This window comes from Povalibacter sp. (assembly GCF_036735925.1).
In the GTDB taxonomy this organism is placed as follows: domain Bacteria; phylum Pseudomonadota; class Gammaproteobacteria; order Steroidobacterales; family Steroidobacteraceae; genus Steroidobacter.
The window spans coordinates 51,076-75,176 of record NZ_DAINNK010000003.1 but is presented as its reverse complement, the minus strand read 5'-3'; the positions used below and the strand labels follow the sequence as shown (position 1 = coordinate 75,176).

Here is a 24,101-nt window from a genome sequence, read left to right as displayed (position 1 = left end):
ACGCGCATGAAAACTACAACGACCTGGTCCTGCTCCCCCCTCCTGCGTGGCATTGCGCGAGGCGCGTCCGCGTTGCTGCTGTGTGCGCTCGCCGCCTGCGCCTCGCTGAAGGAACGCCCGGAACTGCCGCCGGAATCCGCGCAGCCCATCGGGCAGACCACGGAGCTGGACCGGCTCATCGACAGCCACGAGTCGCGGCATCCCGGGCAGTCCGCGTTCCGCCTGCTCAAGGAGGGACCGGAAGCCTTTGCCTCGCGCGTGCAGAGCGCGCGCCTCGCCGGCCGCAGCCTCGACGTGCAGACCTACATCTGGCACGCCGATCTCACCGGACTGTACCTCGTCGGCGAGCTGCTCAAGGCGGCGGATCGCGGCATTCATGTCCGGGTGCTGATGGACGACATGGACGCCCGTGCCCGGAACGCCGGTTTCGCCGCCCTCGCCGCCCATCCCGGCATCGATGTGCGCATGTTCAATCCCTTCGCTTCGCGCAATGGATTCTTTGCCTACATCGGCGAAGGACTGACCAGCTTCACGCGCGTCAACCGTCGCATGCACAACAAGACCTGGATCGCCGACAACCGCATCGCCATCGCCGGCGGCCGCAATCTGGGCGACGAGTACTTCGGCGCCAGCGACGAGGTCAACTTCGTCGATCTCGACTTCGCCATGGTCGGCCCGGTGGTGCGCGACGCATCGGCGTCGTTCGATCGTTACTGGAACTCCGCTTCTGCGTATCCCATGGAATTTCTGGACAGGAAGAGCGTCAACGAGCAGGCGCTGCAGGAACTGCGCGACTACCTGGCGCGTCACGGCCAGGAAGCGGAAGGCAGCCGCTTCGCAACGGACCTGCAGGGCGACAACACTGTCCGGCGCATGTTCGAGGGCAAGTGGTCCATGGAATGGGCCTCGACCTATCAGTTCGTCGCCGACGATCCGGCCAAGGTGACGATGAAGAAGCGGGATGCGAAACGCACGCACGTCGGTTCGCTGCTGCAGCCGACGCTCGCAGCCACGCAATCGCAGGCGAGCATCATCTCGCCCTACTTCGTTCCCGGCGAGAACGGTACGGCAGGCCTCGTGAACGCGGCCCGGAACGGCAAAGAGGTACGCATCCTGACGAACTCTCTCATCGCCAACGACGTCGCTGCGGTCCACGGCGGTTATTCCGCCTATCGCAAGCAGCTGCTGGAAGGTGGCGTGCAGCTGTGGGAACTCAAGCCGGAAGACGGACAGAAAGTGGATTCGAGTCTCTTCGGTTCGTCCGGCGCCAGCCTGCATACCAAGGCACTGACGGTGGATCACCGCAGCGTCTTTGTCGGCAGCTACAATCTCGATCCGCGCTCGACCTGGCTCAACTGCGAACAGGGCGTGCTGGTCGAGAACGAAGTCCTGGCCCGCGAACTCGAAGAAATTTTCGCCACCCAGACCGCCGGCGACCGCGCCTGGCGCGTGACACTGCAGGACGACAAGCTGCACTGGAGCGACGGCACCGCCAGCTTCGATTCCGATCCGCACGCGGGTTTCTGGCGCAAGTTCCAGGCCTGGATCGTGCGGGTAACGGGCCTGGAGAGCCAGCTCTGACCGTGCCGTTTCTCTTCCTGTAGGTCAGGCTTCAGCCTGACTTCCGAAGAGTCAGGCTGAAGCCTGACCTACAGGGGAAAGGGCGACCTCCCGCCACTGCCGCAGCAACGGGAAATACAGCGCCGCCCGCACCCGCCGTTCGCTGTCGTACAGGCCCATCAGCTGCGCATAGCGCGTGAGCTGCGGGCGATAACGCAGGACCTCCTCATCGAGGAAGGCTTCGAGACCACCGCCGGCATGCGTGCTGGTCTTGAAATCGACGACCCAGCGGGTGCCCTCTTCGTCGACGAAGGTGCGATCGATCACGCCTTCGACGATGCGGCCGTCGATGACACCGCTCAACGCAAGTTCGGAAGCGGATTCGTGCCGCGTCGTATCGATGCCCAGCACCCAGCGGCCGCGTTCGTCCTGCAATGCATGTTCCAGCGCTGCAAGCACGCGCTCGCACGCGGCGTCGCAGCGATCCGGCGGCACGCCGAGTTCGGCAAGTTCCAGCAGCACGCGCTCGCGCGGCGGCAGCGCGGCTGACAGACCGAATCGGCATAGCCGGTCGAGTTCGCGATGCACCAGCGTGCCGACGTGGCGGCTGGTTTCGGACACCCAGTTGAAGATTGGCCTCTGCTGTTGGAGATCGACGCCCGCCGGTTCGGCGCGACCATCGACGGCGCCCGGCTGCGGCGGTTGCCGGTCGAGCGGCAGGCGGCGCAGTTTCTGGACCGGCGTCGTGCCCGCCGGTGGCCGGGTTCCCGCCGCAGGCGCAGCGGCATCGAAATCCGCAGCGACCGCTTTCCACAACATTCGCAGCATCGATCCCGCGAGCGGCTCGCGGATCGACACTTCACCGCCGCGCTCGCTGGTCTGCACGCTGCCCAGCAGGTGCAATTCGTGTTTCGCGCGGGTCGCGGCGACGTACAACAGGCGGGCGCGCTCGCGAAGAATGCGCTGGCGCTCGAGCAGTTCGATCCAGCGATAGATGGGATCGCCGTTGGCACCCTCGGCCTTGACCGGCGCCAGCACCATGCCGCCATCGGCACCGGCGATGCGCGTCCAGCGCAGCAGTTCGCGATCTTCGTGACGCGGCTTGCGCTGCAGCCCCGGCAGGATGACGGTTTCGAATTCGAGACCCTTCGCGGCGTGGATGGTCATGATTTCCACGCGCGGCTCGCCTTCGACCTTGCCGCTCGCGAACAGGCGCGCGAGCTGTTCTTCGAGACGGGCGACGTCGTCGAGATCACCGGCGACTTCGATGTCGTCGAGTCGTGCGAAGAACGACTGGGCATCGTCGAGATCGTCGGCGCGCAGCAGGGTTGCCGGTCCGCCGAGCGCATTCCACGTACGTTCCACCCAGATGCGCAGCGGCCAGCGGCCGCGCTCGCCGAGCGCGGCGTTGAGTACCGGGTAGGTTCGCGACAAACGAGCGCGACCGTCGGTGCTCAGGCCTGCGGCATCGATATCGAGAGCGGCACGAACCGCTGCTTCCACGATGTATGCCGGATGGGCTGCCAGCGCATGCAGATCGGCCAGCGTCAGTCCGCACCACGGCGCGCGCAGCACCGCGAACCACGCGGTGCGGTCGGCGAGATGCACCAGGGCACGCGTCAGTGCGATCAGGTCCTGCACCACCGGGCGGTCGCGCAACTGTTCGATCTCGACGGCGCGGAACTCGATGCCGGCCGTCGTGAGGCTCTGGGCGATTGCATCGACGTGCGTGCGCGCGGTCACCAGAATCGCGACACGCCCGGAGTCGTCGCGCTGCAGGGCCTCGCGCACCAGCCGCGTGACGCACTCGGCCTCACCTGAATCATCATTGACGAAGGGATGGACTCGCACGCCGCCGCCTTCGCCCGTCAGCGCAGCGGTACTCGCGCTGTAGCGCACGGCGCCCTGCTCCGCGTCATTGGCAGGCGCCAGCACGTCGGGGAAGACGCGGTTCACCCAGTTCACGATCGCGGGCAGCGAACGGAAGTTCGCTTCCAGCCGCAGCGGTTCGAGCGGCAGGTGGCGCAGGCCCTGCGTCTGCATTTCGATGAACAGGCCGACCTCGGCCTGGCGGAAACGATAGATCGACTGCATCGGATCGCCGACGCAGAACAGCGTGCGGCCATCATCTTGCGACCAGCCGGCGGTCAGCCGCTCCAGCAGATCGAGCTGCGCGAACGAGGTGTCCTGGAATTCATCGACCAGGATGTGCTGCAGGCGGTAGTCGAATGCCAGCGCCAGATCCGTCGGCTCCTCTGCCGGCCCGAGTGCACGCAGCGCGCGCAACGCGACTTCGACATAGTCGGCCTTGCCCTGCGCCTGGAATTCGAGCTGCAGTTCGGCAACGGCCTGCGGCAGCAGATCGAGCAGTGCCTGCAGCGTCTGCCACTGAGGCTCGCCGTAAAGCGGGTCCGGCAGCGTCTGCAGTTCGAAGAGCTGTTCGCACAGGGTGCGATGCCCGCCGAGCCAGCGCAGCATGGCGAGCATGCGGTCCTTCATCGGCCGGTCGGTGGTCGGAAAGCCGTGCACCTTAGTGATCGATTCGTAGAGTTCGCCCTTGTTGTTCTTCTTGAACAGCATCGCGACGATGGCCCGCCACACGGGCAGATCCTCGCTGCTGTCGCCGGGAACGGCATCGTGCGTCAGACATCGTTCCAGCAATGCCCGCCGCGTCGCATCGAGCGCGCCCGACAGCAGGTTGTTCGCCGAGAACTGCAGCAGTGCGAACAGTTCGCGCCGGTTGTCCGGCCCCAGTCCGTCGCACAGTACGGCCAGATGTCGTTGCACGACTCGCTGCAACGTCGCTTCGAGCGTTCCGCGCAGATCGCTGCTGCCGCGGGCGCGCACGATCGGGTGCAGCCACTGGTCGCGCTTCGCCAGCAGTTCGCCGAGCATGTCGATGAGCCGGTCGACCCGATTGCCCAGATGCACGATCAGCACTTCGAGCTGCGCCGACACCGCAGAACCGTCGCCCAGTCGTTCGATCAATCGTCGCCCCGCGGCTTCATACAGCGGTCCGGGATCGCTGGTCGGTTCGATCGCCGAGCCGGTCGCCGCCAGCAGCGGCAATCGTCGGGCGAGCGAGGCATTGAGGGCATCGATGGTCTGCAGACGCAGGCGCGCGGGATGTTCGATGAGATGCCACTGCTGGCGCGCATCGACTTCGCGTACGGCGCGTGCCAGTTCCCAGGTCGAACGTTTGTGGGCGGAGTCCGGCGCGGGACCATCGGCCGCTTCCAGCGCGCGCAGGATTCGCGCACGCATCTCGGCGGCGGCCTTGCGCGTGAACGTGATCGCGAGAATCTGTTCGGGATAGTCGACGGTGGCGAGCAGGCGCAGGTAGCGCTGCGTCAGTAGTTCGGTCTTGCCGGAGCCGGCCGGCGCCTGGACGATGAAAGAACGCCGCGGATCGAGTGCCGCAGCGCGTGCTGCCGCATCACTCGTCATGGGGACTGCCCTCCTCGTCGGATTCCAGCGCGAGTTCGTTGACGCGACAGAACGTGCTCAGGTGACAGTACGTGCACTCCTGCGGCAGCGGATCGACTTCCGCATGGCCGGCCACGTAGTGTTCGGCGAGTCGGGTCAGCGTGAACTGCCAGTGATGCAGCAACGCGCTCCAGTCGGCGGGATCGCCGAGGTCGGTACGAATGCCGGCGGGATATGGCAGTACGCCGCTGGCGATTGGCGTGCCGTCGCTCCAGCCGCGATACTCGACGGCGCCGGGCGCGAGGATCACGTACGACAGTCCGCGCAGCCGCTCGGCGTGCGCGAGGCCATATAGCGGCAACTGCGGCTGGCGCGGCCGACCCGGCAGCGTGTCGAACCAGCCGCGCTGCGTGTGACTCGCACCAAGTTTGTAATCGATCAGCAGTTCACCGCCGGCATCGAGCTGATCGATGCGATCCGGTCGCAGCGTGATCGACAGACCGCCGATCTCGTAGGCTTCCTTCGCTTCCGCGAGATGCACGGAGAAACCGGGACGCAGCTTCTCCTGCTGCAGCAGTTGCACGATCTGGCGCGTGACGCTGTCGATCTCCAGCATCGCCAGCCGATGGCGCGAGGGCGTATCGACCGACAGCGCCTGCAGGGCATGACGTTGCGCCGACTCGCGCACGCGGTGTTCGATCTGCGCATCGTCGAGTTCGAGCAGGCGTTGCTGCGTGCGCAGGCCGCCCCACAGATCTTCGAGCACCCGATGCAGGATGGCGCCGCGGTCGACCGGCTCGATGCCGACCCGGACTCTCGGCAGCACCTCGGCGCGCAGCCGAATTTCGGCCTGGGCACGGAACGGACAGCGCGACTGCAGCTCGATGGTTCGCGCGCCGCCGCGCGTCGCCTGGCGTGGCAGTGCGGGAGCCCGGTCGTCGCGCAGGGTGTCGAGCGGCGGCCGCTCCCGGAACAGCAGTTCGCGCAGTGCGATCGTCGGCGTTGCGTGCGCCAGCAGCGTGTCATCGACGTGCAAGCGCGCCAGCAACGGACTGCGATTGAGTTCGATGTCGCCATCGCGTGCCGCCCAGCTCAGCACGACGCGACCCGCGCTGCGCTGCCAGCGATCGAGCTGCGTGGTCGCCTGTTGCAGCATGCCGGCAGCCGTGGCCTCCGGGATGCCGAACGCGCGCTGCAGTTCGAGCGGGATCAGCGCATCCGGACTCGCGGGTCCCGGCCAGCGGTCCGCATCGAGGCCCGTGACCCAGAGCGCGTCGAAATGCATGCCGGCGCTGGTCGAGGGATCGATGACGGTGATCGCGGCGCTGACGGTTTCCGGTTCGAACGACGTATCGCGCAGCACATCGCCGAGACGGCCGACGGCGCGACGCAGGTTCATGCGGCCCGTGACCGGATCGAGCGAGCCGAATTCCGCCAGCGTCTCCTGGAATTTCTGCAGCGTCTGATATTCGGTGCTGCTCGGCGCGCGGTCGCCGGGCCAGCCGACGCCGCGCAGGATCTGATGGAAGCGTTCGGCCCATTCGCTGGCGAGCGCGCTCGACGGCAATGCGCGGAAGAGCACGAGCACTTCGCGCGAGCGCAGCAGCAATTGCTCGCACTCGGTGAGCGCGGCCCAGCGTTCGAGCGCCTGCCAGTTCCAGCCTTCGCGCTGCTCCTCGCGCAACCGGCGGTCCGCCATCGCTCGCGCGCCCCGCTCCGTTTCACCACCGCCGATGAATACCGAGCGCAACAGTCGGCCTGCCTGCGTACTCGGTGCATCGCCGACCAGCAACTGCAGTACGAGCATGGCCGCATCGACCAGTGGATACGACGACAACGGCGCAGGTGCCGCGATCACGGCGGGCAACGGCCCGGACGGCGCATGCGTATGACGCGCGCCCGGAGCGAGTACATCCTCGAAGACGCGGCGGATCTCGTCGCGGCGCGATTGCAGGTCCGCCACGATGATGCCGATCGACTGCGTTCCCTGCGCCAGTTCGTCGCGCGCCCACTGCGCGGCGACGGCGAGTTCGTCGTCGTGATCGTCGGCTTCGAATGTCGATACGTTGCCGGGAATGCTGGATTCAACTGCATCGGCGACCTGGCCGGCGCTACGCCAGCGATCGAGCAACCGCGTCATGGCCGGCGGCATCGTGTCGAAGCCCGCGAAGGCCAGCCGCTCCGAAGGCGTCAACGCGGTATCGAATGCCCAGTGCGACAGCAGCGCTTCATCGATCGCCCCGAGCGCGGCGCACCGTCGCGAGAATTCATGGCACCAGGCCAGCAGGGCCTGCGCTTCCGGTGCGTCGAATGAGCTCAGGCGATCGAGGGGAATCAGATAGTCGTGCAGCAGGCGCCAGCTGCGCGCCGCAAGCCGTGCAGCGCTGGAAGGATTGAGCAGTTCGCTCGCGGCGCGACTGCCGCTGACGACGTCATCCCACAGCGCCCGCGCCTGGGCGGGACTGAGGACGCGCCACTGCGCCGTCGCCTTCGTCCGGGCATCGAGATGCTGCTGCCGCAGCCAGGCACTCCACGGCAGGACGCGCGGCGTCTGCCAGATCGTGGCGCCGCGCGCCTGCGCCTCGCGCGCGAACTGCTGCTTCACCGCGTGCGCCAGGCGGCGGCTCGCAGTGAGAACAGTGACGCCTTCGGTGAGGAGTGATTGCAGCGACAAGGGCGGAAGCGACGAGGAAACCCGCGGCCGATGATAGTGAACTGCGGGCGCCGACTCACGCCCGGTTCACGTCGCGAGCGCTTCTCTCGTCTACTTCAGCGGAACGACTTTCGCGTCGGGCTTGACGCCTGCGGAGCGACTGACCGGTTCGGCGCCGGAGGCGTAGCTGTCCAGGACTTCTTCCATCCGCAGGAACACGTCCGCCAGCACTTCCGGCGTCGGCAGATTGGTGATGCGGAAGTGCGTCTTGTAAGGCGCGTTGAAGCTGGTGCCCGGCGCGAGCAGCACGTGCTTGTGCTGCAGCAGGTCCATGGCGAACTGCTGATCGGTGAAATCAGGCAGCACGCCCTCCTTGATGCCGATGAAGGCATAGATGGCGCCGCGCGGCGCGTGCACCTGCAGGTATTTGCTGTTCGCCACGCCGTCGAGAATGGCCTGGCGCGACTGATACAGACGGCCGCCCGGACGGGTCAGCTCGTTGATGCTCTGGTAGCCGCCGAGTGCCGTCTGCACGGCCCACTGCCCCGGGACGTTGCTGCACAGACGCAGCGACGACAGCTTGTCGAGTGCGCTCAGGTACTCGCGCGCCGGTTCGACATCGCCCGAGAACGACACCCAGCCGACGCGATAGCCGCAGGCGCGATAGACCTTCGACAGGCCCGAGAGCGTCGCACACAGCGTGCCCTGGACCAGCGTCGCCATCGGAACGAACCTGGCATCGTCGTAGAGGATCTGGTCGTAGATCTCGTCGCAGAACACGACCAGGTGATGCTTCTCGGCGATGCGGGCGATGGCTTCGAGCGTCGCGCGCGAATACACCGCACCGGTCGGATTGTTCGGATTGATCACCACGATGGCGCGCGTGCGGCTGGTGATCAGTGCCTCGATGTCGGCCGGATCGGGCTCGAAACCATTCTCGGGCCGACAGGGATAGTGAACGGCGCGACCGCGATTCAGCGTGACGGCTGCGGTCCACAACGGATAGTCGGGACTCGGCACCAGCACTTCATCGTCGGTCGACAGCAGCGCGCGCAGCACGAGATCAATCAGTTCGCTGACCCCGTTGCCCATGTAGACCTCATCGGCCGTCACGCCGCGAACGCCGCGGCTCTGCTGCTGCATCACCACCGCTTCGCGGGCCGGGAAGATGCCCTTCTGATGACAATAGGCTTCGCTCGCGCGCAGGTTTTCGATCATCGCCAGCCGCATGGTCTCCGGCGTGCGAAAACCGAACAGCCCCGGATTGCCGATATTGAGCGCGATGATGTCGTGTCCCATGCGCTCCATTTCATGGGCTCGCCGCGCCAGGTCACCACGGATTTCGTAGCGGACGTTGGCGAGGCCGGAGCTGGGGCGGATGGTGCGCATGGGAAAGCCTGGAAGCGGAGCAGTGAACGACTGGCTGGAAGATAACAGAAGCCGACATTCATACGCTCCGCACAGGTGGCTTCTGCCGAAACGATCACAGTCGTTCTCTGCCTGTGGCGGCCGGCTTCAGCCGGCCTCGGATCGCCGGCTGAAGCCGGCTGCTACAGGCAGAGCAGAATCCCGGGACGAGCTTCAATGCTCCATCAGCAGCGACCCGAACCCCTCGACCTTGTCCTCGATTCCGTTGGCTCGCAGCGCCTGCCAGTACGTGCAGGTATTCACCGCCAGCACCGGCTTGCCGAGCCAGCGTTCGGCTTCGGCGGCGACGCGGGCGAAAGCCAGGTTGGTGCCGACCTGCAGGATCAGTTCGACGCTGGGATCGTCGACTTCGCGGACCGCCCGGCGCAGGCGTTCCGGGGATTCATGGGCCATCAGCAGCGGGCTGTTGCTCTTCAGGCCCAGCAGGTTGACGACTTCGAGGCCGGTGTCCGTCAGGGAACGCCGTATCTGTGCATCGCCGGCCGGCATGTAGGGCGTGATGACGCTGATGCGGCGGATGCCGCCGTAGCGCTGGATCGCGGCCTGACAGGCCTGGGCGCCGAGAATGACTTTCACGTGTGCGCGCGACTCCAGGTGGCTCTGCAGTCCGGCGGCGTCGAGGGTGCCTTCCCAGAACGTTTCGGCCGTCATGGCCATGATGACGGTCGCCGGTGCACAGGCCATCACCGCATCGATGGCCGTTTCGACCGACGTCCTGACGGTGCTCATCATCTGCGCGAACTCTTCTTCCGTGCCGACCGGGGTATCCGGAATGAGCACGCGGGTCAGCTGGTTCGAAATGCCCGGCGGACGCATGGCGTCGAACTCGGGTTGCACGATGGTGTTCGTGGCGGGCGTGATGACGCCGATTTTCAGGCGCGGGCCGAGGGAGTCGGGCATGAGTTCTCGTCGTGTCTGGATTCAGCGGGGCGGCAGTTTAGCGGTACCTCGCGCCACCGTGCCTTCCGAGTCATCCCGGGGTGCCTTCGGAGTCATCTTGCGGTGCATTCCGACACTCGGAATTTCCCCGCCGATCAATGAGTAACGGTCGCCGCAACGCGCCGGATCCTGTTTGACTCCGCAAGCGTGTTCCGTTAGCGTGCCCCGCCGCTGCCCGGCGGGCGGCGACCTTCGTTTTCCCATCATCTGGAGCGCGGCGTGAGCAAGATTCTGGTTGGCCTCAAGCGCGTCGTGGACTACAACGTCCGCGTCCGCGTGAAACCCGACGGCACGGGAGTCGTGACCGAAGGCGTGAAGATGAGCATCAATCCCTTCGACGAGATTGCGCTCGAAGAAGCGCTGCGCATCAAGGAGAAAGGCGGCGCGACGGAAGTGATCGTTGCCAGCATCGGCCCCGCCGACACCCAGCAGCAGCTGCGCACCGGCCTCGCCATGGGCGCCGATCGCGCCATCCTCGTGCAGAGCGACGCCGCCGTGGAGCCGCTCGCCGCCGCGAAGATCTTCCTCAAGCTGATCGAGAAGGAAGGCCCGCAGATCGTGCTGCTCGGCAAGCAGGGCATCGACGACGACAACAACCAGACCGGCCAGATGCTGGCGGCGCTCTGGAACCGCCCGCAGGCGACGTTCGCCTCCAAGGTCGAACTCGACAGCGGCAAGGCCAGGGTGACGCGCGAAGTCGACGCCGGCCTCGAAACCATCGAAGTCGATCTGCCGGCCGTCATCACCACCGACCTGCGCCTCAACGAGCCACGCTACGTGAAGCTGCCGGACATCATGAAGGCCAAGAAGAAGCCGCTCGACACCCTCGCCATCGCCGATCTCGGCGTCGACACGGGCAGCCAGTTCAAGACGCTCAAGTACGAAGCACCGGCCGCCCGCTCGAAGGGCGTGATGGTGAAGGACGTCAATGAACTCGTCGCGGCGCTGAAGCAGAAGGGGCTCGTCTAATGACCAGGATTCTCATCGTCGCCGAACATGCCGGCGGCAAACTCAATCCCGCGACCGCCAAGTGCGTCGCCTGCGCCAGCAAGATCGAAGGCGCGGAAGTCGACGTCGTCGTGCTCGCTGCCGATGCGTCCGCCGTTGCGGCCGAAGCCGCGACGCTGCAGGGCGTGAAGAAGGTGCTGAAAGTCGAGAACGCCGCGAATGCCGAACCGCTCGCCGCCGTGCTCGCACCGCAGGTTGCAGCGGTGGCTGCGAACTACACGCACGTGTTCGGTCCGTCGACCACCTTCGGCAAGGATCTGATGCCGCGCGTCGCCGCCCTCCTCGGCGTCGGCCAGCTGAGCGACATCATGGCTGCGGAGTCGGCGTACAGGTTCCGTCGTCCGGTTTACGCGGGCAACGCGATCATCACGGTCGAAGCAGCATCGGACAAGAAAGTTGTTGCGACGGTTCGCGTCGCTTCGTTCCAGGCCGTGGCCGGCGGCGGCAGCGCTGCGGTCGAAGCTGCGAACGTCAACGCCGAACTGCCGAGCCACACGCGCTTCATCACGCGCTCGGCCGCGAAGACCGGCCGCCCGGATCTGCAGACTGCAGCGAAGGTAGTGTCGGGCGGCCGTGCCGTGGGCAGCGCCGACAACTTCAAGGTGATCTACGGACTCGCCGACAAGCTCGGCGCCGGTGTCGGCGCTTCGCGCGCCGCCGTCGACGCGGGCTACGCGCCGAACGACCTGCAGGTCGGCCAGACCGGCAAGATCATCGCGCCGGAACTGTATGTCGCCGTCGGCATCTCGGGCGCCATCCAGCATCTGACGGGCATCAAGGACGCCCGCACGATCGTCGCCATCAACAAGGATCCCGAAGCGCCCATCTTCGAAGTGGCGGACATCGGACTGGTCGGCGATCTGTTTACGGTGGTGCCGGAGCTGGAAAAGGCACTCGGCTGACGCTCAAGCACTGCTGCCTTATCTTCCTGTGGGGCCGGCTTCAGCCGGCCGGAGATCTGTCAGGCTGAAGCCTGACCCACAGGAAGAGACAGCAGCAGTCCGCTCAAAGCTGGCTCAGCACGCTCTCCGCGCTCGACACCTTGAACTCCCCTTTCGCCTCGACGTTCAGCTTCTTCACCACGCCATCGTCCACGACGATCGCGAAACGTTGACCGCGGGTACCCATCCCGAAGCCTGACGCATCCATTTCCAGGCCCAGCGCCTTGGTGTAGTCGGCGTTGCCGTCGGCCAGCATGTCGACCTTGTCTTCGGTGTTCTGGGACTTGCCCCAGGCCTTCATGACGAAGGCATCGTTGACGGCCATGCAGGCAATCCTGTCGACACCCTTGCCTCTAAGTGCGCCGGCCTGCTCGACGAAGCCAGGCAGATGCTTGGCATCGCAGGTCGGCGTGAATGCGCCGGGCACGGAGAACAGGACGACCTTCCTGCCCTTGAAGTATTCATCCGTGCTGACTTTCTGCGGACCGTCCTTCGTCGCCAGCGTGAGCGTTCCGGACGGCATCTTGTCGCCAACTTTGATGGTCATGTGCTGATCCTCCGTTCGATGATTGCGAGCGAAGAGTCTCACACAGAAGATTCCGGAAAAAGAAGGTTTCCACGGGGGAAGAATGGGGACACGGGGAACACGGGGGAAAGAAATTTTCTGTTCCGAGACCCCGTGTTCCCCGTGCCCCCCCGTGGAAAATTCTCTTCTTCTGACCTCCGTGGCCTCCGTGATCTCCGTGTGAAACCTCTTCTTACAGCAACCGCAACGCCCCACGCGCGCCGAGGATGTGCGACCGCATCAACGACGCCGCCCAGTCCGCATCGCGTGCTTCGAGGGCACGCACGATTTCCAGGTGATGCGAGGCGCTGCGGATCAGGTCTTCGTCCTGATACGTCTCGAATGTTTTCATCATGAGCTGCGCTTCGATCAGCGACGACAGCGCATTCACCAGGCGCGAGCTGCCGGCGCATTCCTGGATGCGGCGATGGAACTGGCTGTTGAGTTCGCCGACGCGTTCCAGATAGCCCCCACGCTTGCTGAGCGTCTCGTGATACTGATCCTCGGCGAGCTGACGCAGTTCGGCGATCTTGTCCGGCGTCATGCGACGCGCGGCGCGCGCGGCGCCGTACGCTTCGAGCAATGCGCGCAGTTCGAACACATCGTCGCGCTCTTCGCTGGTCCACTCGGTGACGATCGCGCCCTGATGCGGAATGAATTCGAGCAGTCCTTCCGCGTGCAGCTTGCGCAATGCTTCGCGAACCGGCGTACGACTCACGCCGGCGGCGGCCGCGACTTCCTGCTCGGTAATACGTGCTGCAGCCGGATACACCCCGCGAACGATGCGCTCGCGTACCGTCTGATAAGCCTTGTCCACTGCCTTAGCCATGTTTTTCCTTCGCAAATACTGGAGAGCCCGCGAGGGGCCCGATGGCGTCGAGTGTATACGCGCGGAATACGGCGATGACAGCGTTGCACACAGCACCGCACGACTCTGCGCGATCTGCGTGGGCGGATGCGGGTTTACCCTGATGCGGCCGTGGGCTGCGCGGCGGCGTCGCGATTCGCGCCTTATCTAGCTGATATTTCTGGGGAAAGGGCCGGCTTTCGAGACCATGGAAGGAACCGGCCTGCCCCGTTGCTCCTGCAACCAGTGTCCAGCGCGGATCAGATTGTTCAAATCGATACCGGTCGGGAATCCGCTGCGTTCGAGCATGTACACGAGGTCTTCCGTTGCGACATTGCCGGTGGCATTGGGCGCAAAGGGACATCCGCCGATCCCGCCGACACTCGAGTCGAGCGTCGCAACGCCGGCCATGACTGCCGCATACGCATTGGCGATCGCCGTGTTGCGCGTATTGTGGAAATGACAACGCAACGGCGCCGACGTGACATCGCGCAGGCGTCCGACGAGATCGGTCACCTGGGTCGGCACTGCGACGCCGATCGTGTCGGCCAGCGCGATCTCCAGCGGTTGCGATTCGGTGAGTCGCTTGACGAGTTCGATCACGCGCGAGGCAGGCACCTCGCCTTCGAATGGGCAGCCGAACGAAACCGTCACCGTGATCTGCGCGCGAATGCCGGCGTCGCGCGCCAGCGGCGCGATTTCTTCCCACGCACGCACCGTGTCCTCGACGCTCGCACCCTGGTTGCGCTGCGAGAAGCTCTCGGTCGCCGACGTCACCATGCCGATCTCGGTACAGCCGGCAGCCAGCGCGCGATCGAAGCCTTTGCGATTCAGCACCAGCCCGACGTATTGCACTCCGGGAACACGCGGCAGGCCTGCCAGCACCGCTTCGGCATCTGCCATCTGCGGCACGCGCTTCGGATGAACGAAGCTCGCGACCTCGATACGACGCAGCCCTGCGGCGATGAGCCGCTCGATGAGCTGCAGCTTGATGTGCGTCGGCACGACTTCGGATTCGCTCTGCAATCCGTCGCGCGGACCGACTTCGACCAGTTCGATGGTGCGACGGGAATTCATTGCAGGAAATCGAACCGGCGCAGTTCCTGACCGGACGCCGTCACCTTGCGATACACATGCGCCGCGCAGGCCAGATCCTGCAGCGCGAGGCCGGTGGAATCGAAGACCGTGACGTCGCCCGCGTTCGATCGCCCGGCTTTGGCGCCGGCGGCGATGTGGCCCAGTTCGGCGTAGATGTCACTCTCCTGCAGTACGCCTTCGGTCAGTGGCACATTGACTTCGCCGCTGTGCGTTGCCTGTTCCATTTCGTCGACCACGACCCGCGCGGACGCCAGGAGCTGCGACTGCAGTTCCTGCTTGCCGGCTGCGTCCGCGCCGATGGCGTTGATGTGGGTTCCGGGCCGCACCCAGTCGGCTGCGACGATGGGCGCGCGCGCCGGCGTGATGGTCGTCAGGACATCGGCGGCGCGGACGGCTTCTTCCACTGAAGCGGCGATCTGCACCACCACACGAAAACGATCGGTCGCCGCCCGCGCCAGGCGCGTCGCACGTTCGGTATCGAGATCGTAGACCATGACCCGGTTGATGCGCGGACGCACGGCGAGCACGGCTTCGATCTGGGTCATGGCCTGGTTGCCGGCGCCGATCAGGGACAGCACCGTCGAATCCGCGCGTGCGAGCAGGCGGGTTGCGACACCGGCCGCCGCGCCCGTGCGCAATCGCGTGATCGCGGTGGCATCCATGATGGCCAGCGGCATGCCGGTCGGCGGATCGAACAGCGTCAGCGTGCCGACGATGGACGGTACATCGCGATTGCCCGGGTGCATGTTGATGTTCTTGATCGAGGCGTAGCCGAGCGGCGCCGCATACGCCGGCATCGCCCGTACATCGCCGCCCGGAAGATCCAGGTACACCTTGGACGGCATCTGCACCTGGCGCCGGCCGTGCAGACGGAAGATTTCCTCGACCGCGGCCAGCGCCTCGCGCATGTCGATCGCCGCGAGGACTTCCGATTGATTCAGCAGGATCGTCCCGGTCATCGGTTACTCGGCATCAGTGATCGCGCCCTGCGAGGCGCTGCTGACGCTGCGCGCGTACTTCGCCAGCACGCCGCGACGCGCGTAAGGCGCCGGCGCTTTCCAGACCTTGCGTCGTTCGGCGAACTCCGCGTTGCTCACGTTGGAACGGATTTCGCGACTCACGGCATCGATGGTGATCTCGTCGCCATCGCGGATCAGGCCGATCGGACCGCCGACCGCGGCTTCCGGCGCAATGTGACCGACGACGAAACCGCGGCTGCCGCCGGAGAAGCGACCGTCAGTGATCAACGCGACCTTGCCGGCGAGTCCGCGACCGGCGATGGCGCTCGTCGGGCTCAGCATCTCGCGCATGCCCGGGCCGCCCTTCGGGCCTTCCTGGCGAATGACGACGACATCGCCCTCGCCCACCACGCCGTCGAGAATCGCCTGCAGCGCGTTTTCCTCGCCTTCGAACACGCGCGCCCGGCCGGTGAACGACAGTCCTTCCTTGCCGGTGATCTTCGCCACCGCGCCTTCGGGCGCGAGGTTGCCGTAGAGGATCACGAGATGACTGTCGGGCTTGATCGGATTGCTGAAGGCGCGAACGATGTCCTGGTTCTTGGGATACGGCTTCACGGACTTCAGGTTCTGCGCCAGCGTCTTGCCGCTCACGGTGAGACAGTCGCCGTGCAGCAGTCCTTCGTTCAGCAGCATCTTCATCAGCGGCTGGATGCCGCCGATCTTGATCAGCTCCGACATCGCGTACTTGCCGCTCGGCCGCAGATCGGCCAGCACGGGCACGCGCTTGCCGATGCGCGTGAAGTCATCGAGTTCCAGCGGCACGCCGACCGTGTGCGCGATCGCCAGCAGATGCAGCACGACGTTGGTCGAACCGCCGAGCGCGATAGCCACGGTGATCGCATTCTCGAAGGCATTGCGGGTGAGGATCTGCGACGGGCGCAGATCGGCCTTCACCAGTTGCAGCACGGCCTTCGCAGCATCGCGGCAGTCCTGCAGCTTGTGGCCCGACACGGCTTCCTGCGCGGAACTGTTGGGCAGGCTCATGCCGAGCGCCTCGATGGCGGAGGCCATCGTGTTCGCCGTGTACATGCCGCCGCAGCTGCCCGGGCCCGGAATGGCGGTGCGCTCGATCTCCGACAGATCCTTGTCGCTGATCGTGCCGGCCGCGCGTGCGCCGACGGCTTCGAACACCGAGATGATGTCGCGACGCTGCTTGCCCGGCTTGATCGTGCCGCCATAGACGAACACGGCCGGACGATCCAGCCGCGCCAGCGCCATCATGCAGCCGGGGATGTTCTTGTCGCAGCCACCGATGGCGACGACGCCGTCGAAGCCCTGCGCACCCGAGACGGTTTCGATCGAATCGGCGATGACTTCGCGCGACACCAGCGAATAGCGCATGCCGGGCGTGCCGTTGGAAATGCCGTCGGAGACCGTGATCGTGCCGAACGTCGTGCTCTTGCCGCCGGCCTTGTCGACTGCTGCGGCAGCCGCCTTCGCCAGCTTGTCGATGTGCATGTTGCACGGAGTCAGATTGCTCCAGGTGGACGCAATGCCGATCGCGGGCTTCTTGAAGTCGGCGTCCTTGTAGCCGACGGCGCGCAGCATGGCGCGGCTCGGTGCCTGCGCGTAGCCGTCGACGACGACGCTCGAATAACGACGTGCGGAATCCTTGTTGCGGGGGTTGCGATGGCGAGTGGTCTTGCGGGCTGGCATGGAAGTGGCTTGCTTTCACAGGAAAAACGCGGGCCGCCATCCTCCGCGACACACTCGCCGCTTGCAAGCGTCGGTTGCGGATCACGTCCCCGTATCGGCGATCCGGTGTTCGCGCAGCAGGACGATCAGCACGCCGACCAGCGTCACCGCGCCGCCCAGCAGCATCTTCGCGGTCAACTGGTCGTGCAGCAGGGTGACGCCGAAGAACACGCCGAACAGCGGCGACAGCAGCGTCAGCGGCGCCAGGCTCGTCACCGGATAGCGGCTCACGAGGTAATACCAGCCCGTATGCGCGATCAGGCTGGACATGACCGTCGTGAACGCCAGCGCTGCCCAGCCGCTGAGATCGGCGTTGACGATCGCATTCCACTGACCTCTCTCCATCAGCAGGCTCAGCGCCAGCAGCACCGGACCGCCAGCCACGGCAATCCATGCCTGCAGTTCGAGCGCGCGAATGTCCTTCATGCGCTTGACGAAGATGAGTCCCAGCGAACCGACCAGGCAGGACAGCACGACCAGCATCAGGCCTTCCCAGTAGTCGAAGGCGCGCGGATCGAAGCCGATGATGGCGATGCCGGCGAAGGCGAGCAGGATGCCGAGGCGGCGGCGCCAGCGGATCGTTTCGCCCAGCAGCCACACCGAGAGCAGCGTGGAGAACGGCACGCCCATCTGGCTGGCGATGGCGACCATCGACGCATCCTTGACGAGATACACGCCGACGAACAGCAGCGCGAAGGCCGCCGGCCCCGTGAGCAGCGCCGCGCATGCCAGCGTGCGCATCTGGCCGGGATGAATCCGCAGGAAAGGCAGCAGCAGCAACGCGACGGAACCGAAACGCAGCGCCGTGAAAAAAATAGGCGGAAACTGGCCGACGCCGATCTTGGAAGCGATCAGGTTCAGGCCCCAGATCAGGTTGATGCCGATCAGGAACGCCAGATCCCGCCCGCTGAGCCAGGCCGGCTCCGCCGGCGCGATCGATGATGAAGGTTCGCTCAAGCAGTCAGTTCGCGTAACGCGCCTTCAGGAAGGTATAGAGCGCGCGGATGCACTGCGCTTCGGCGCCGACGGGACGGCCGGGACGATCCTTGCTGTTCCACGAATACAGATCGATGTGCAGCCACGTGCGCGCCTCGTTCACGAAACGTTTGAGGAACAATGCGGCGGTGATCGCACCGGAGAAGCCGGAGCTGGACACATTGTTCATATCCGCGATCTTGCTCGACAGTTCATCGTCATAACCCGCCCACAGCGGCATGTGCCACAACGGATCGGATTCGGCGAGGCCGATGCGTACCAGTTCCGCCGCCGCAGCATCGTCATTCGAGAACAGCGCCGGCAGTTCCGGCCCCAGCGCGACACGCGCGGCGCCGGTGAGCGTCGCCATGTCGATCAGCAGATCCGGCTTTTCTTCGTCGGCGAGTGCGAGTCCGTCGCAGAGGATCAGCCGTCCTTCGGCATCGGTGTTGCCGATCTCCACCGACAATCCCTTGCGCGTGGCGATCACATCGCCCGGACGGAAGGCATTGCCGGAGATCGCATTCTCCACCGCCGGTACGATCACACGCAGGCGGATCGGCAGCTTCGCTTCCATGATGGCCTGCGCGAGTCCCAGCACGGCGGCGGCGCCGCCCATGTCCTTCTTCATCAGCAGCATCGAGGCGCCCGGCTTGATGTCGAGCCCGCCCGAATCGAAGCACACGCCCTTACCGAGCAGCGTGACTTTCGGCTGCGAGGCATCGCCCCATTCGAAGTCCACCAACCGCGGCGCAACGGCACTTGCGCGGCCGACCGCGTGAACGGCGGGAAATTTCTCCGCCAGCAGTTCATCGCCCACCACGACCCGATGCCGGCAGCCGAATTTCTGCGCGATGCCCGACGCCGCATCGGCCAGCGCCTGCGGTGTCATGTCATTGGCGGGCGTATTGACCAGATCGCGCGCAAGGAAAGCGGCGGCGCACAGGCGCTGCACCTCGGCGAGGTCGACACCTTCCGGCACCTGCAGCACGAGCGATTTCGCCGGTACCGGCCGGCGGTAGCGTTCGAAACGGTACTGGCCGTACAGCCAGCCGAAAGCAAACTGCGTCGCTGCCGGAACGGCCAGCGATTGCGCGAGATGGTAATGGCCTTCCGGCAGACGGTCCGGCAGGCCCGTCGCCAGCCAGCAACTGAACGACTCGGGCATGCCCCGCCGACCGAGGCCGAGCGCGACCGCCGACACGTCGCCATTGGTCGCCGGAATCAGCACGACCCTGGAACGCTCGCCCTTGAACCCGTTCGCCATCAGCCACGAACGCACCGGCCCGCTCAACGAGCCCCGCCAGTCCTCGAAGCCCTCTTCGTAGACCAGGTGGACGGGAATGGAGCCGATACGCGAATCGGTCGTCAGCATCGATGAGCCATGCAGTGCAGCAGACGGAGGCGGCAAGGATATCGGAATGTATTTGCGGTGATCCCGGAAAAACCCTGCTGTCCTGCCGGGCGCGGCCAGGGCGACGGGGAAATCGCCCGCGGAGTCACCCCCGGCAAGCGAAGGAAGATCCCCTTGCGATTGTGTACAAGGTGTTGACAAGCTCGGCGGCCATATGATGCTATCCCGCCGATTTTTCAGACCGTCTCGTTCCCTGTTTTCGCAATGCCAGCCTGATCTTGTGTAGCCCTTTTTCTGCATGGGCTCATGACATCGACCAACGGCTGACCGGCGGCGGACCGGCGGCTGACGGCGCCGAACGAGACACCGGATACAGCCAGGACATTCGTACAACGAACCCCGCACCGGCCAGTCCGAGGCGGGGTTCTTCATTTTGATTCAGTTCGAACACGCTTCAGGAGCGCACATGCAGATCTATTCGCAGAAGGACGTCAACAAGAAAGCCCTCAAGGGCGCGCGCATCGCCATCCTCGGCTACGGCAGCCAGGGTCGCGCGCACGCACTGAACCTCAAGGACAGCGGCTTCGACGTCGTCGTAGGCGTGCGCAAGAGCGGCGCCAGCTGGGGCAATGCGAAGAAGGACGGCCTCGCCGTCGCCGAACCGGCGGAAGCCGTGAAGGGCGCTGCGCTCATCGCGTTCCTGACGCCTGACCTGACCCAGAAGGATCTGTACAAGGAAGTCATCGGCAACGTCACCAAGGGCGCGACCATCCTGTTCGCCCATGGGTTCAACGTGCACTTCGGCCTCATCAAGCCGCGCAAGGATCTCGACGTGGTGCTGATCGCACCGAAAGGTCCGGGCGGCCTGGTGCGTCGCCAGTATGAACAGGGTCGCGGCGTGCCGTGCCTGCTCGCCGTCTACCAGGATGCGACGCGCAAGGCGAAGGACAATGCCCTCGCCTACGCGCACGGCATCGGCGGCACCCGCGGCGGCGTGCTCAAGACCACGTTCGCGGAAGAAACTGAAACCGATCTGTTCGGCGAGCAGGTCGTGCTGTGCGGCGGCACCACGGAACTCGTGGTGAAGGGTTTCGAAACGCTGGTGGAAGCCGGCTACCAGCCCGAAGTCGCCTACTACGAAGTGCTGCACGAACTGAAGCTGATCGTCGACCTGCTGCACGAAGGCGGCCTGGCGAAGATGCACAAGTTCATCTCGGAAACGGCGAAGTACGGCGATCTCACCCGCGGCCCGCGCATCGTCAACAAGGGCACGAAGCGTGAAATGAAGAAGGTCCTGCAGGAGATCCAGCAGGGCAAGTTCGCGCGCCAGTGGATGAGCGAGAACAAGAGCGGCCGCAAGAAGTACAACAAGCTCATGAAGGCGGACATGAACCACAAGATCGAAAAGGTGGGCGTGAAGCTGCGTGAGCGCATGCCCTGGCTGCAGGAGAACGCGTAAGTCGAATTGCGAGGCCCGATCGGATGACCGGTCGGGCCTTCTGCATTCAACAGCACGAGTCAGGAGCCCGCCATGCCCATCCATGCCGCCAAACACATCTGGTACAACGGCAAACTCGTGCCCTGGGAGAAAGCCACGGTCCATGTGCTGGCCCATGCGCTGCACTACGGCTCGACGGTATTCGAAGGCGTGCGTTCCTACGCCACCGCCAATGGCCCGATCATTTTCCGTCTGAAGGATCACACGCGCCGGCTGTTCGATTCGGCGAAGATCCATCGCATCGAGATCCCCTACACGCCCGATGACATCAACGCGGCGTGCAAGGAAATCATCGTCAGCAATGAATTGAACAAGGGCGCGTACATGCGTCCGTTCGCCTTCCGCGGCTACGGCGAAATCGGCGTCGCGCCGAAGAATCCGCCGCCGGTGGATACGGTCGTCGCTGCGTTCGAGTGGGGCGCGTATCTCGGCGCCGAAGGCTTGCAGAACGGTATCGACGTCTGCGTGTCGTCCTGGCAGCGCCTCGCGCCGAACACGATTCCGGCCATGGGCAAGGCGGCCGGCAATTACCTGTCAAGCCAGCTCATCAGCATGGAAGCCAAGCGTCTGGGCTTCGCCGAAGGCATCGGTCTCAGCACCGATGGCATGGTCAGCGAAGGCGCCGGCGAGAACCTGTTCCTGATCCGCGATGGGCTGATCTACACGCCGGCTCTGTCGAATTCGATCCTGCAGGGCATCACGCGCGACACCGTCGTGACGCTGGCCCGCGCGCATGGTTTCGAAGTGCGCGAACAGGCCATTCCGCGCGAACTGCTGTACGTGGCGGACGAGATCTTCCTCACCGGCACGGCCGCCGAAATCACGCCCGTGCGCTCGGTCGATCACATCACCATCGGTGCCGGCAAGCGCGGCCCGGTGACCGAGGCATTGCAGTCTGCCTTCTTCGGCCTGTTCAACGGCAAGACCCCGGACAAGTGGGGCTGGCTGGAATCCTGCACCGACGGCAAGAAGAACGTGGCGGTGGGCGCCTGATCCGTGACCCATCGCGTGCCGCGATGCTGCACTGACGATTCATCAAACACGAACCAGCGTCGACCCGGCACTCTGCCGGCGTCGCCCGAGGATCCGTCCATTCATTCATGAACGCCAAGACACTCTTCGAGAAAGTCTGGGAACAGCACCAGGTCGTTCCGGAAACGGCCGACACGCCGGCGGTGCTGTACATCGACCTGCACCTGGTGCACGAAGTCACCTCGCCGCAAGCCTTCTCGCTGCTGCGCTCGCTGGGGCTCAAGGTCCGCCGCACGGACCGCACGCTCGCGACGATGGATCACTCCACGCCGACCGATCCCGATGAAGTCTTCGGTCGCGTGCCGATCAAGGTGGAGTCCGCCGCGAAGCAGGTGAAGGAACTCGAAAAGAACGCCCGCGAGTTCGGCGTCGAACTGCTCGGCCTCGGCAGCGACCAGCGCGGCATCGTGCACGTCATCGGTCCGGAACAGGGCGCGACCCAGCCCGGCAAGACCATCGTCTGCGGCGACAGCCACACGGCCACGCACGGCGCCTTCGGCGCCCTCGCCTTCGGCATCGGCACCACTGAAGTGGGACACGTGCTCGCAACGCAGTGCCTGCTGCAGCGACGTCCCAAGACACTCGCCATCGAAGTGAAAGGCCGCCTCGCGCCCGGCGTCACGGCGAAGGATCTGATTCTCGCCATCATCGGCAAGATCGGCGTCTCCGGCGGCACCGGTCACGTCATCGAATATCGCGGCGAAGCCATCGAAGCGATGTCGATGGACGAGCGCATGACCATCTGCAACATGTCGATCGAGGCCGGTGCGCGCGCCGGCATGATCGCCCCGGACGAAACGACATTCGCATATCTGAAAGGCCGGCGCTTCGCGCCGCAGGGCGCTGACTGGGACAAGGCAGTCGCCGAATGGCGCAAGCTCAAGACCGATCCCGGCGCGCGGTTCGATCGTGTCGCGGAGTTCGATGCCAGCATGCTCGAGCCGATGATCACGTACGGCACTCATCCCGGCATGGTCGTGCCGATCAACGGCTCCGTGCCGACGCGCGTCAACGATCCGGTGCACGACAAATCGCTGGCCTACATGGGCCTCACGGGCGGCGAAAAACTCGCCGGCAAACCGATTCAGGTCGTGTTCGTCGGCAGCTGCACGAATGCACGTCTTTCCGATCTCGAACTCGCCGCCAGCGTCATGAAGGGTCGCAAGGTCGCGAAGGGGGTACGCGCCCTGATCGTCCCCGGCTCGCAGCAGATCAAGCGCGAGGCTGAGGCACGCGGCCTCGACAAGATCTTCACTGACGCCGGCGCGGAATGGCGCGAATCGGGCTGCTCGATGTGCCTGGGCATGAACGGCGATCTCGTCGACAAGGGTCAGTACGCCGTCAGCACCAGCAATCGCAACTTCGAAGGACGCCAGGGCATCGGCGCACGCACGCTGCTTGCGAGCCCGGCAACCGCCGCCGCCGCCGCCATCGCCGGCCGCATCACCGATCCGCGCGAATACCTGCAATCGGTCGCACACTAACCATGCAACCCATCCGCACCATCGAATCGAAAACCGTCGTCCTCCCTTCGACGAACATCGACACCGACCAGATCATCCCGGCGCGCTTCCTGACGACGACCACCAAGGAAGGACTCGGCAAGCAGCTGTTCGCTGACTGGCGCTACGACAGCGCCGGCGCGACGAAGCCTGACTTCGTTCTGAATCGCCCCGAAGCGACCGGATGCTCGGTGCTGGTCGCAGGGCGCAACTTCGGTTGCGGCTCTTCGCGTGAACATGCGCCGTGGGCGCTGGTGGACTTCGGTTTCCGCGTCGTCATCAGCACCGAGATCGCCGATATCTTCCGCAGCAATTCGCTCAAGAACGGCCTGCTGCCGGTCGTCGTCGACGAGACGACGCACCAGTGGCTGCTCGCGAATCCCGGCGCGCAGGTGAAGGTCGATCTGGAAACCAATATGCTGACGCTGCCCAACGGCACGTCCGTGACATTTCCCATCGAGAGCTTTGCTCGCTATTGCCTGCTGAACGGCACGGACGAACTCGGCTTCCTGCAGCAGCAGGCGGATGCCATCACAAGATTCGAACAGGGACGCGCATGAG

The 24,101-nt window shown here is 65.2% G+C and carries 18 protein-coding genes; 7 read left to right on the top strand and 11 right to left on the bottom strand.

Translation table 11 applies throughout. From position 1 onward, the window contains the following. The first annotated feature begins 6 nt into the window (after positions 1–6). Positions 7–1,581 carry a phospholipase D family protein gene (locus V7D81_RS01850; protein WP_324314084.1) on the top strand — a complete coding sequence of 525 codons (1,575 nt, stop codon included), beginning with the start codon at positions 7–9 and terminating at the stop codon, positions 1,579–1,581. Between the two features lie 51 nt (positions 1,582–1,632). Here V7D81_RS01850 and V7D81_RS01845 read toward each other — a convergent pair whose 3' ends face one another. The 4 genes from V7D81_RS01845 to V7D81_RS01830 all read right to left on the bottom strand — a co-directional run bounded on the left by V7D81_RS01845 (position 1,633) and on the right by V7D81_RS01830 (position 9,967). Further along, positions 1,633–5,007, bottom strand: a complete 3,375-nt coding sequence (locus V7D81_RS01845; RefSeq protein WP_324314083.1) for a UvrD-helicase domain-containing protein — start codon at positions 5,005–5,007, stop codon at positions 1,633–1,635. Further along, positions 4,997–7,660, bottom strand: a complete 2,664-nt coding sequence (locus tag V7D81_RS01840; protein ID WP_324314082.1) for a PD-(D/E)XK nuclease family protein — start codon at positions 7,658–7,660, stop codon at positions 4,997–4,999. The genes V7D81_RS01845 and V7D81_RS01840 overlap by 11 nt, the downstream gene beginning before the upstream one ends. 90 nt (positions 7,661–7,750) lie before the next feature. After that, complete coding sequence (locus V7D81_RS01835) at positions 7,751–9,028, bottom strand: aminotransferase class I/II-fold pyridoxal phosphate-dependent enzyme (RefSeq protein WP_324314081.1); 1,278 nt, start codon at positions 9,026–9,028, stop codon at positions 7,751–7,753. 192 nt (positions 9,029–9,220) lie between these two features. Continuing rightward, positions 9,221–9,967 (bottom strand): maleate cis-trans isomerase family protein, encoded by a 747-nt coding sequence (locus V7D81_RS01830; RefSeq protein ID WP_324314080.1) that lies wholly within the window; start codon positions 9,965–9,967, stop codon positions 9,221–9,223. A gap of 258 nt (positions 9,968–10,225) precedes the next feature. On the opposite strand from V7D81_RS01830, the gene V7D81_RS01825 reads away from it, so the two are divergent. Both V7D81_RS01825 and V7D81_RS01820 read left to right on the top strand, forming a co-directional pair. Then, the gene (locus V7D81_RS01825) at positions 10,226–10,975 is read left to right on the top strand and encodes an electron transfer flavoprotein subunit beta/FixA family protein (protein ID WP_324314078.1); all 750 of its coding nucleotides are present in this window, start codon (positions 10,226–10,228) and stop codon (positions 10,973–10,975) included. Continuing rightward, positions 10,975–11,916, top strand: a complete 942-nt coding sequence (locus V7D81_RS01820) for an electron transfer flavoprotein subunit alpha/FixB family protein (RefSeq protein WP_324314077.1) — start codon at positions 10,975–10,977, stop codon at positions 11,914–11,916. Before V7D81_RS01825 ends, V7D81_RS01820 begins: the two co-directional genes overlap by 1 nt. 103 nt (positions 11,917–12,019) lie before the next feature. On the opposite strand, the gene V7D81_RS01815 is transcribed toward V7D81_RS01820, so the two are convergent. The 7 genes from V7D81_RS01815 to V7D81_RS01785 form a co-directional block, all read right to left on the bottom strand. After that, complete coding sequence (locus tag V7D81_RS01815) at positions 12,020–12,502, bottom strand: peroxiredoxin (protein WP_324314076.1); 483 nt, start codon at positions 12,500–12,502, stop codon at positions 12,020–12,022. Between the two features lie 211 nt (positions 12,503–12,713). Continuing rightward, on the bottom strand, positions 12,714–13,349 hold the full coding sequence (locus V7D81_RS01810) for a GntR family transcriptional regulator (protein ID WP_324314075.1): 636 nt from the start codon (positions 13,347–13,349) through the stop codon (positions 12,714–12,716). A gap of 186 nt (positions 13,350–13,535) precedes the next feature. Further along, positions 13,536–14,444 carry a hydroxymethylglutaryl-CoA lyase gene (locus V7D81_RS01805; RefSeq protein WP_324314074.1) on the bottom strand — a complete coding sequence of 303 codons (909 nt, stop codon included), beginning with the start codon at positions 14,442–14,444 and terminating at the stop codon, positions 13,536–13,538. Then, a complete protein-coding gene (locus tag V7D81_RS01800) occupies positions 14,441–15,424 on the bottom strand; it encodes an ornithine cyclodeaminase family protein (RefSeq protein ID WP_324314072.1) in 984 nt (327 codons plus the stop codon). The genes V7D81_RS01805 and V7D81_RS01800 overlap by 4 nt, the downstream gene beginning before the upstream one ends. A gap of 3 nt (positions 15,425–15,427) precedes the next feature. Further along, on the bottom strand, positions 15,428–17,140 hold the full coding sequence (gene ilvD / locus V7D81_RS01795) for a dihydroxy-acid dehydratase (protein WP_324314071.1): 1,713 nt from the start codon (positions 17,138–17,140) through the stop codon (positions 15,428–15,430). A gap of 81 nt (positions 17,141–17,221) precedes the next feature. Next, positions 17,222–18,136, bottom strand: coding sequence for a DMT family transporter (locus V7D81_RS01790; RefSeq protein ID WP_324314070.1), 915 nt, complete (start codon positions 18,134–18,136; stop codon positions 17,222–17,224). Between the two features lie 4 nt (positions 18,137–18,140). Beyond that, a complete protein-coding gene (locus tag V7D81_RS01785) occupies positions 18,141–19,529 on the bottom strand; it encodes a leucyl aminopeptidase family protein (protein ID WP_324314068.1) in 1,389 nt (462 codons plus the stop codon). A gap of 445 nt (positions 19,530–19,974) precedes the next feature. Between V7D81_RS01785 and ilvC the strand changes: the two genes are divergently transcribed. The 4 genes from ilvC to leuD all read left to right on the top strand — a co-directional run bounded on the left by ilvC (position 19,975) and on the right by leuD (position 24,100). Further along, positions 19,975–20,967: a ketol-acid reductoisomerase gene (gene ilvC, locus V7D81_RS01780; protein ID WP_324314067.1), complete on the top strand. Its 993-nt coding sequence runs from the start codon at positions 19,975–19,977 to the stop codon at positions 20,965–20,967. Positions 20,968–21,039: 72 nt separating this feature from the next. After that, positions 21,040–21,999, top strand: a complete 960-nt coding sequence (locus V7D81_RS01775) for a branched-chain amino acid transaminase (protein ID WP_324314065.1) — start codon at positions 21,040–21,042, stop codon at positions 21,997–21,999. Positions 22,000–22,106: 107 nt separating this feature from the next. Next, positions 22,107–23,522 (top strand): 3-isopropylmalate dehydratase large subunit, encoded by a 1,416-nt coding sequence (leuC, locus tag V7D81_RS01770; protein WP_324314064.1) that lies wholly within the window; start codon positions 22,107–22,109, stop codon positions 23,520–23,522. 2 nt (positions 23,523–23,524) lie between these two features. Further along, positions 23,525–24,100: a 3-isopropylmalate dehydratase small subunit gene (gene leuD, locus V7D81_RS01765; protein WP_324314063.1), complete on the top strand. Its 576-nt coding sequence runs from the start codon at positions 23,525–23,527 to the stop codon at positions 24,098–24,100. The last annotated feature ends 1 nt before the right edge of the window (position 24,101 follow it).

What these genes read in the sequence shown, in the direction of transcription:
- V7D81_RS01775 (WP_324314065.1), top strand. Translation starts at nt 21,040, where the DNA reads ATGCCCATCCATGCCGCCAAACACATCTGGTACAACGGCAAACTCGTG.
- V7D81_RS01845 (WP_324314083.1), bottom strand. Translation starts at nt 5,007, where the DNA reads ATGACGAGTGATGCGGCAGCACGCGCTGCGGCACTCGATCCGCGGCGT.
- ilvD (WP_324314071.1), bottom strand. Translation starts at nt 17,140, where the DNA reads ATGCCAGCCCGCAAGACCACTCGCCATCGCAACCCCCGCAACAAGGAT.
- ilvC (WP_324314067.1), top strand. Translation starts at nt 19,975, where the DNA reads ATGCAGATCTATTCGCAGAAGGACGTCAACAAGAAAGCCCTCAAGGGC.
- V7D81_RS01835 (WP_324314081.1), bottom strand. Translation starts at nt 9,028, where the DNA reads ATGCGCACCATCCGCCCCAGCTCCGGCCTCGCCAACGTCCGCTACGAA.
- leuC (WP_324314064.1), top strand. Translation starts at nt 22,107, where the DNA reads ATGAACGCCAAGACACTCTTCGAGAAAGTCTGGGAACAGCACCAGGTC.
- V7D81_RS01850 (WP_324314084.1), top strand. Translation starts at nt 7, where the DNA reads ATGAAAACTACAACGACCTGGTCCTGCTCCCCCCTCCTGCGTGGCATT.
- V7D81_RS01830 (WP_324314080.1), bottom strand. Translation starts at nt 9,967, where the DNA reads ATGCCCGACTCCCTCGGCCCGCGCCTGAAAATCGGCGTCATCACGCCC.
- V7D81_RS01785 (WP_324314068.1), bottom strand. Translation starts at nt 19,529, where the DNA reads ATGCTGACGACCGATTCGCGTATCGGCTCCATTCCCGTCCACCTGGTC.
- V7D81_RS01805 (WP_324314074.1), bottom strand. Translation starts at nt 14,444, where the DNA reads ATGAATTCCCGTCGCACCATCGAACTGGTCGAAGTCGGTCCGCGCGAC.
- leuD (WP_324314063.1), top strand. Translation starts at nt 23,525, where the DNA reads ATGCAACCCATCCGCACCATCGAATCGAAAACCGTCGTCCTCCCTTCG.
- V7D81_RS01820 (WP_324314077.1), top strand. Translation starts at nt 10,975, where the DNA reads ATGACCAGGATTCTCATCGTCGCCGAACATGCCGGCGGCAAACTCAAT.
- V7D81_RS01800 (WP_324314072.1), bottom strand. Translation starts at nt 15,424, where the DNA reads ATGACCGGGACGATCCTGCTGAATCAATCGGAAGTCCTCGCGGCGATC.
- V7D81_RS01810 (WP_324314075.1), bottom strand. Translation starts at nt 13,349, where the DNA reads ATGGCTAAGGCAGTGGACAAGGCTTATCAGACGGTACGCGAGCGCATC.
- V7D81_RS01815 (WP_324314076.1), bottom strand. Translation starts at nt 12,502, where the DNA reads ATGACCATCAAAGTTGGCGACAAGATGCCGTCCGGAACGCTCACGCTG.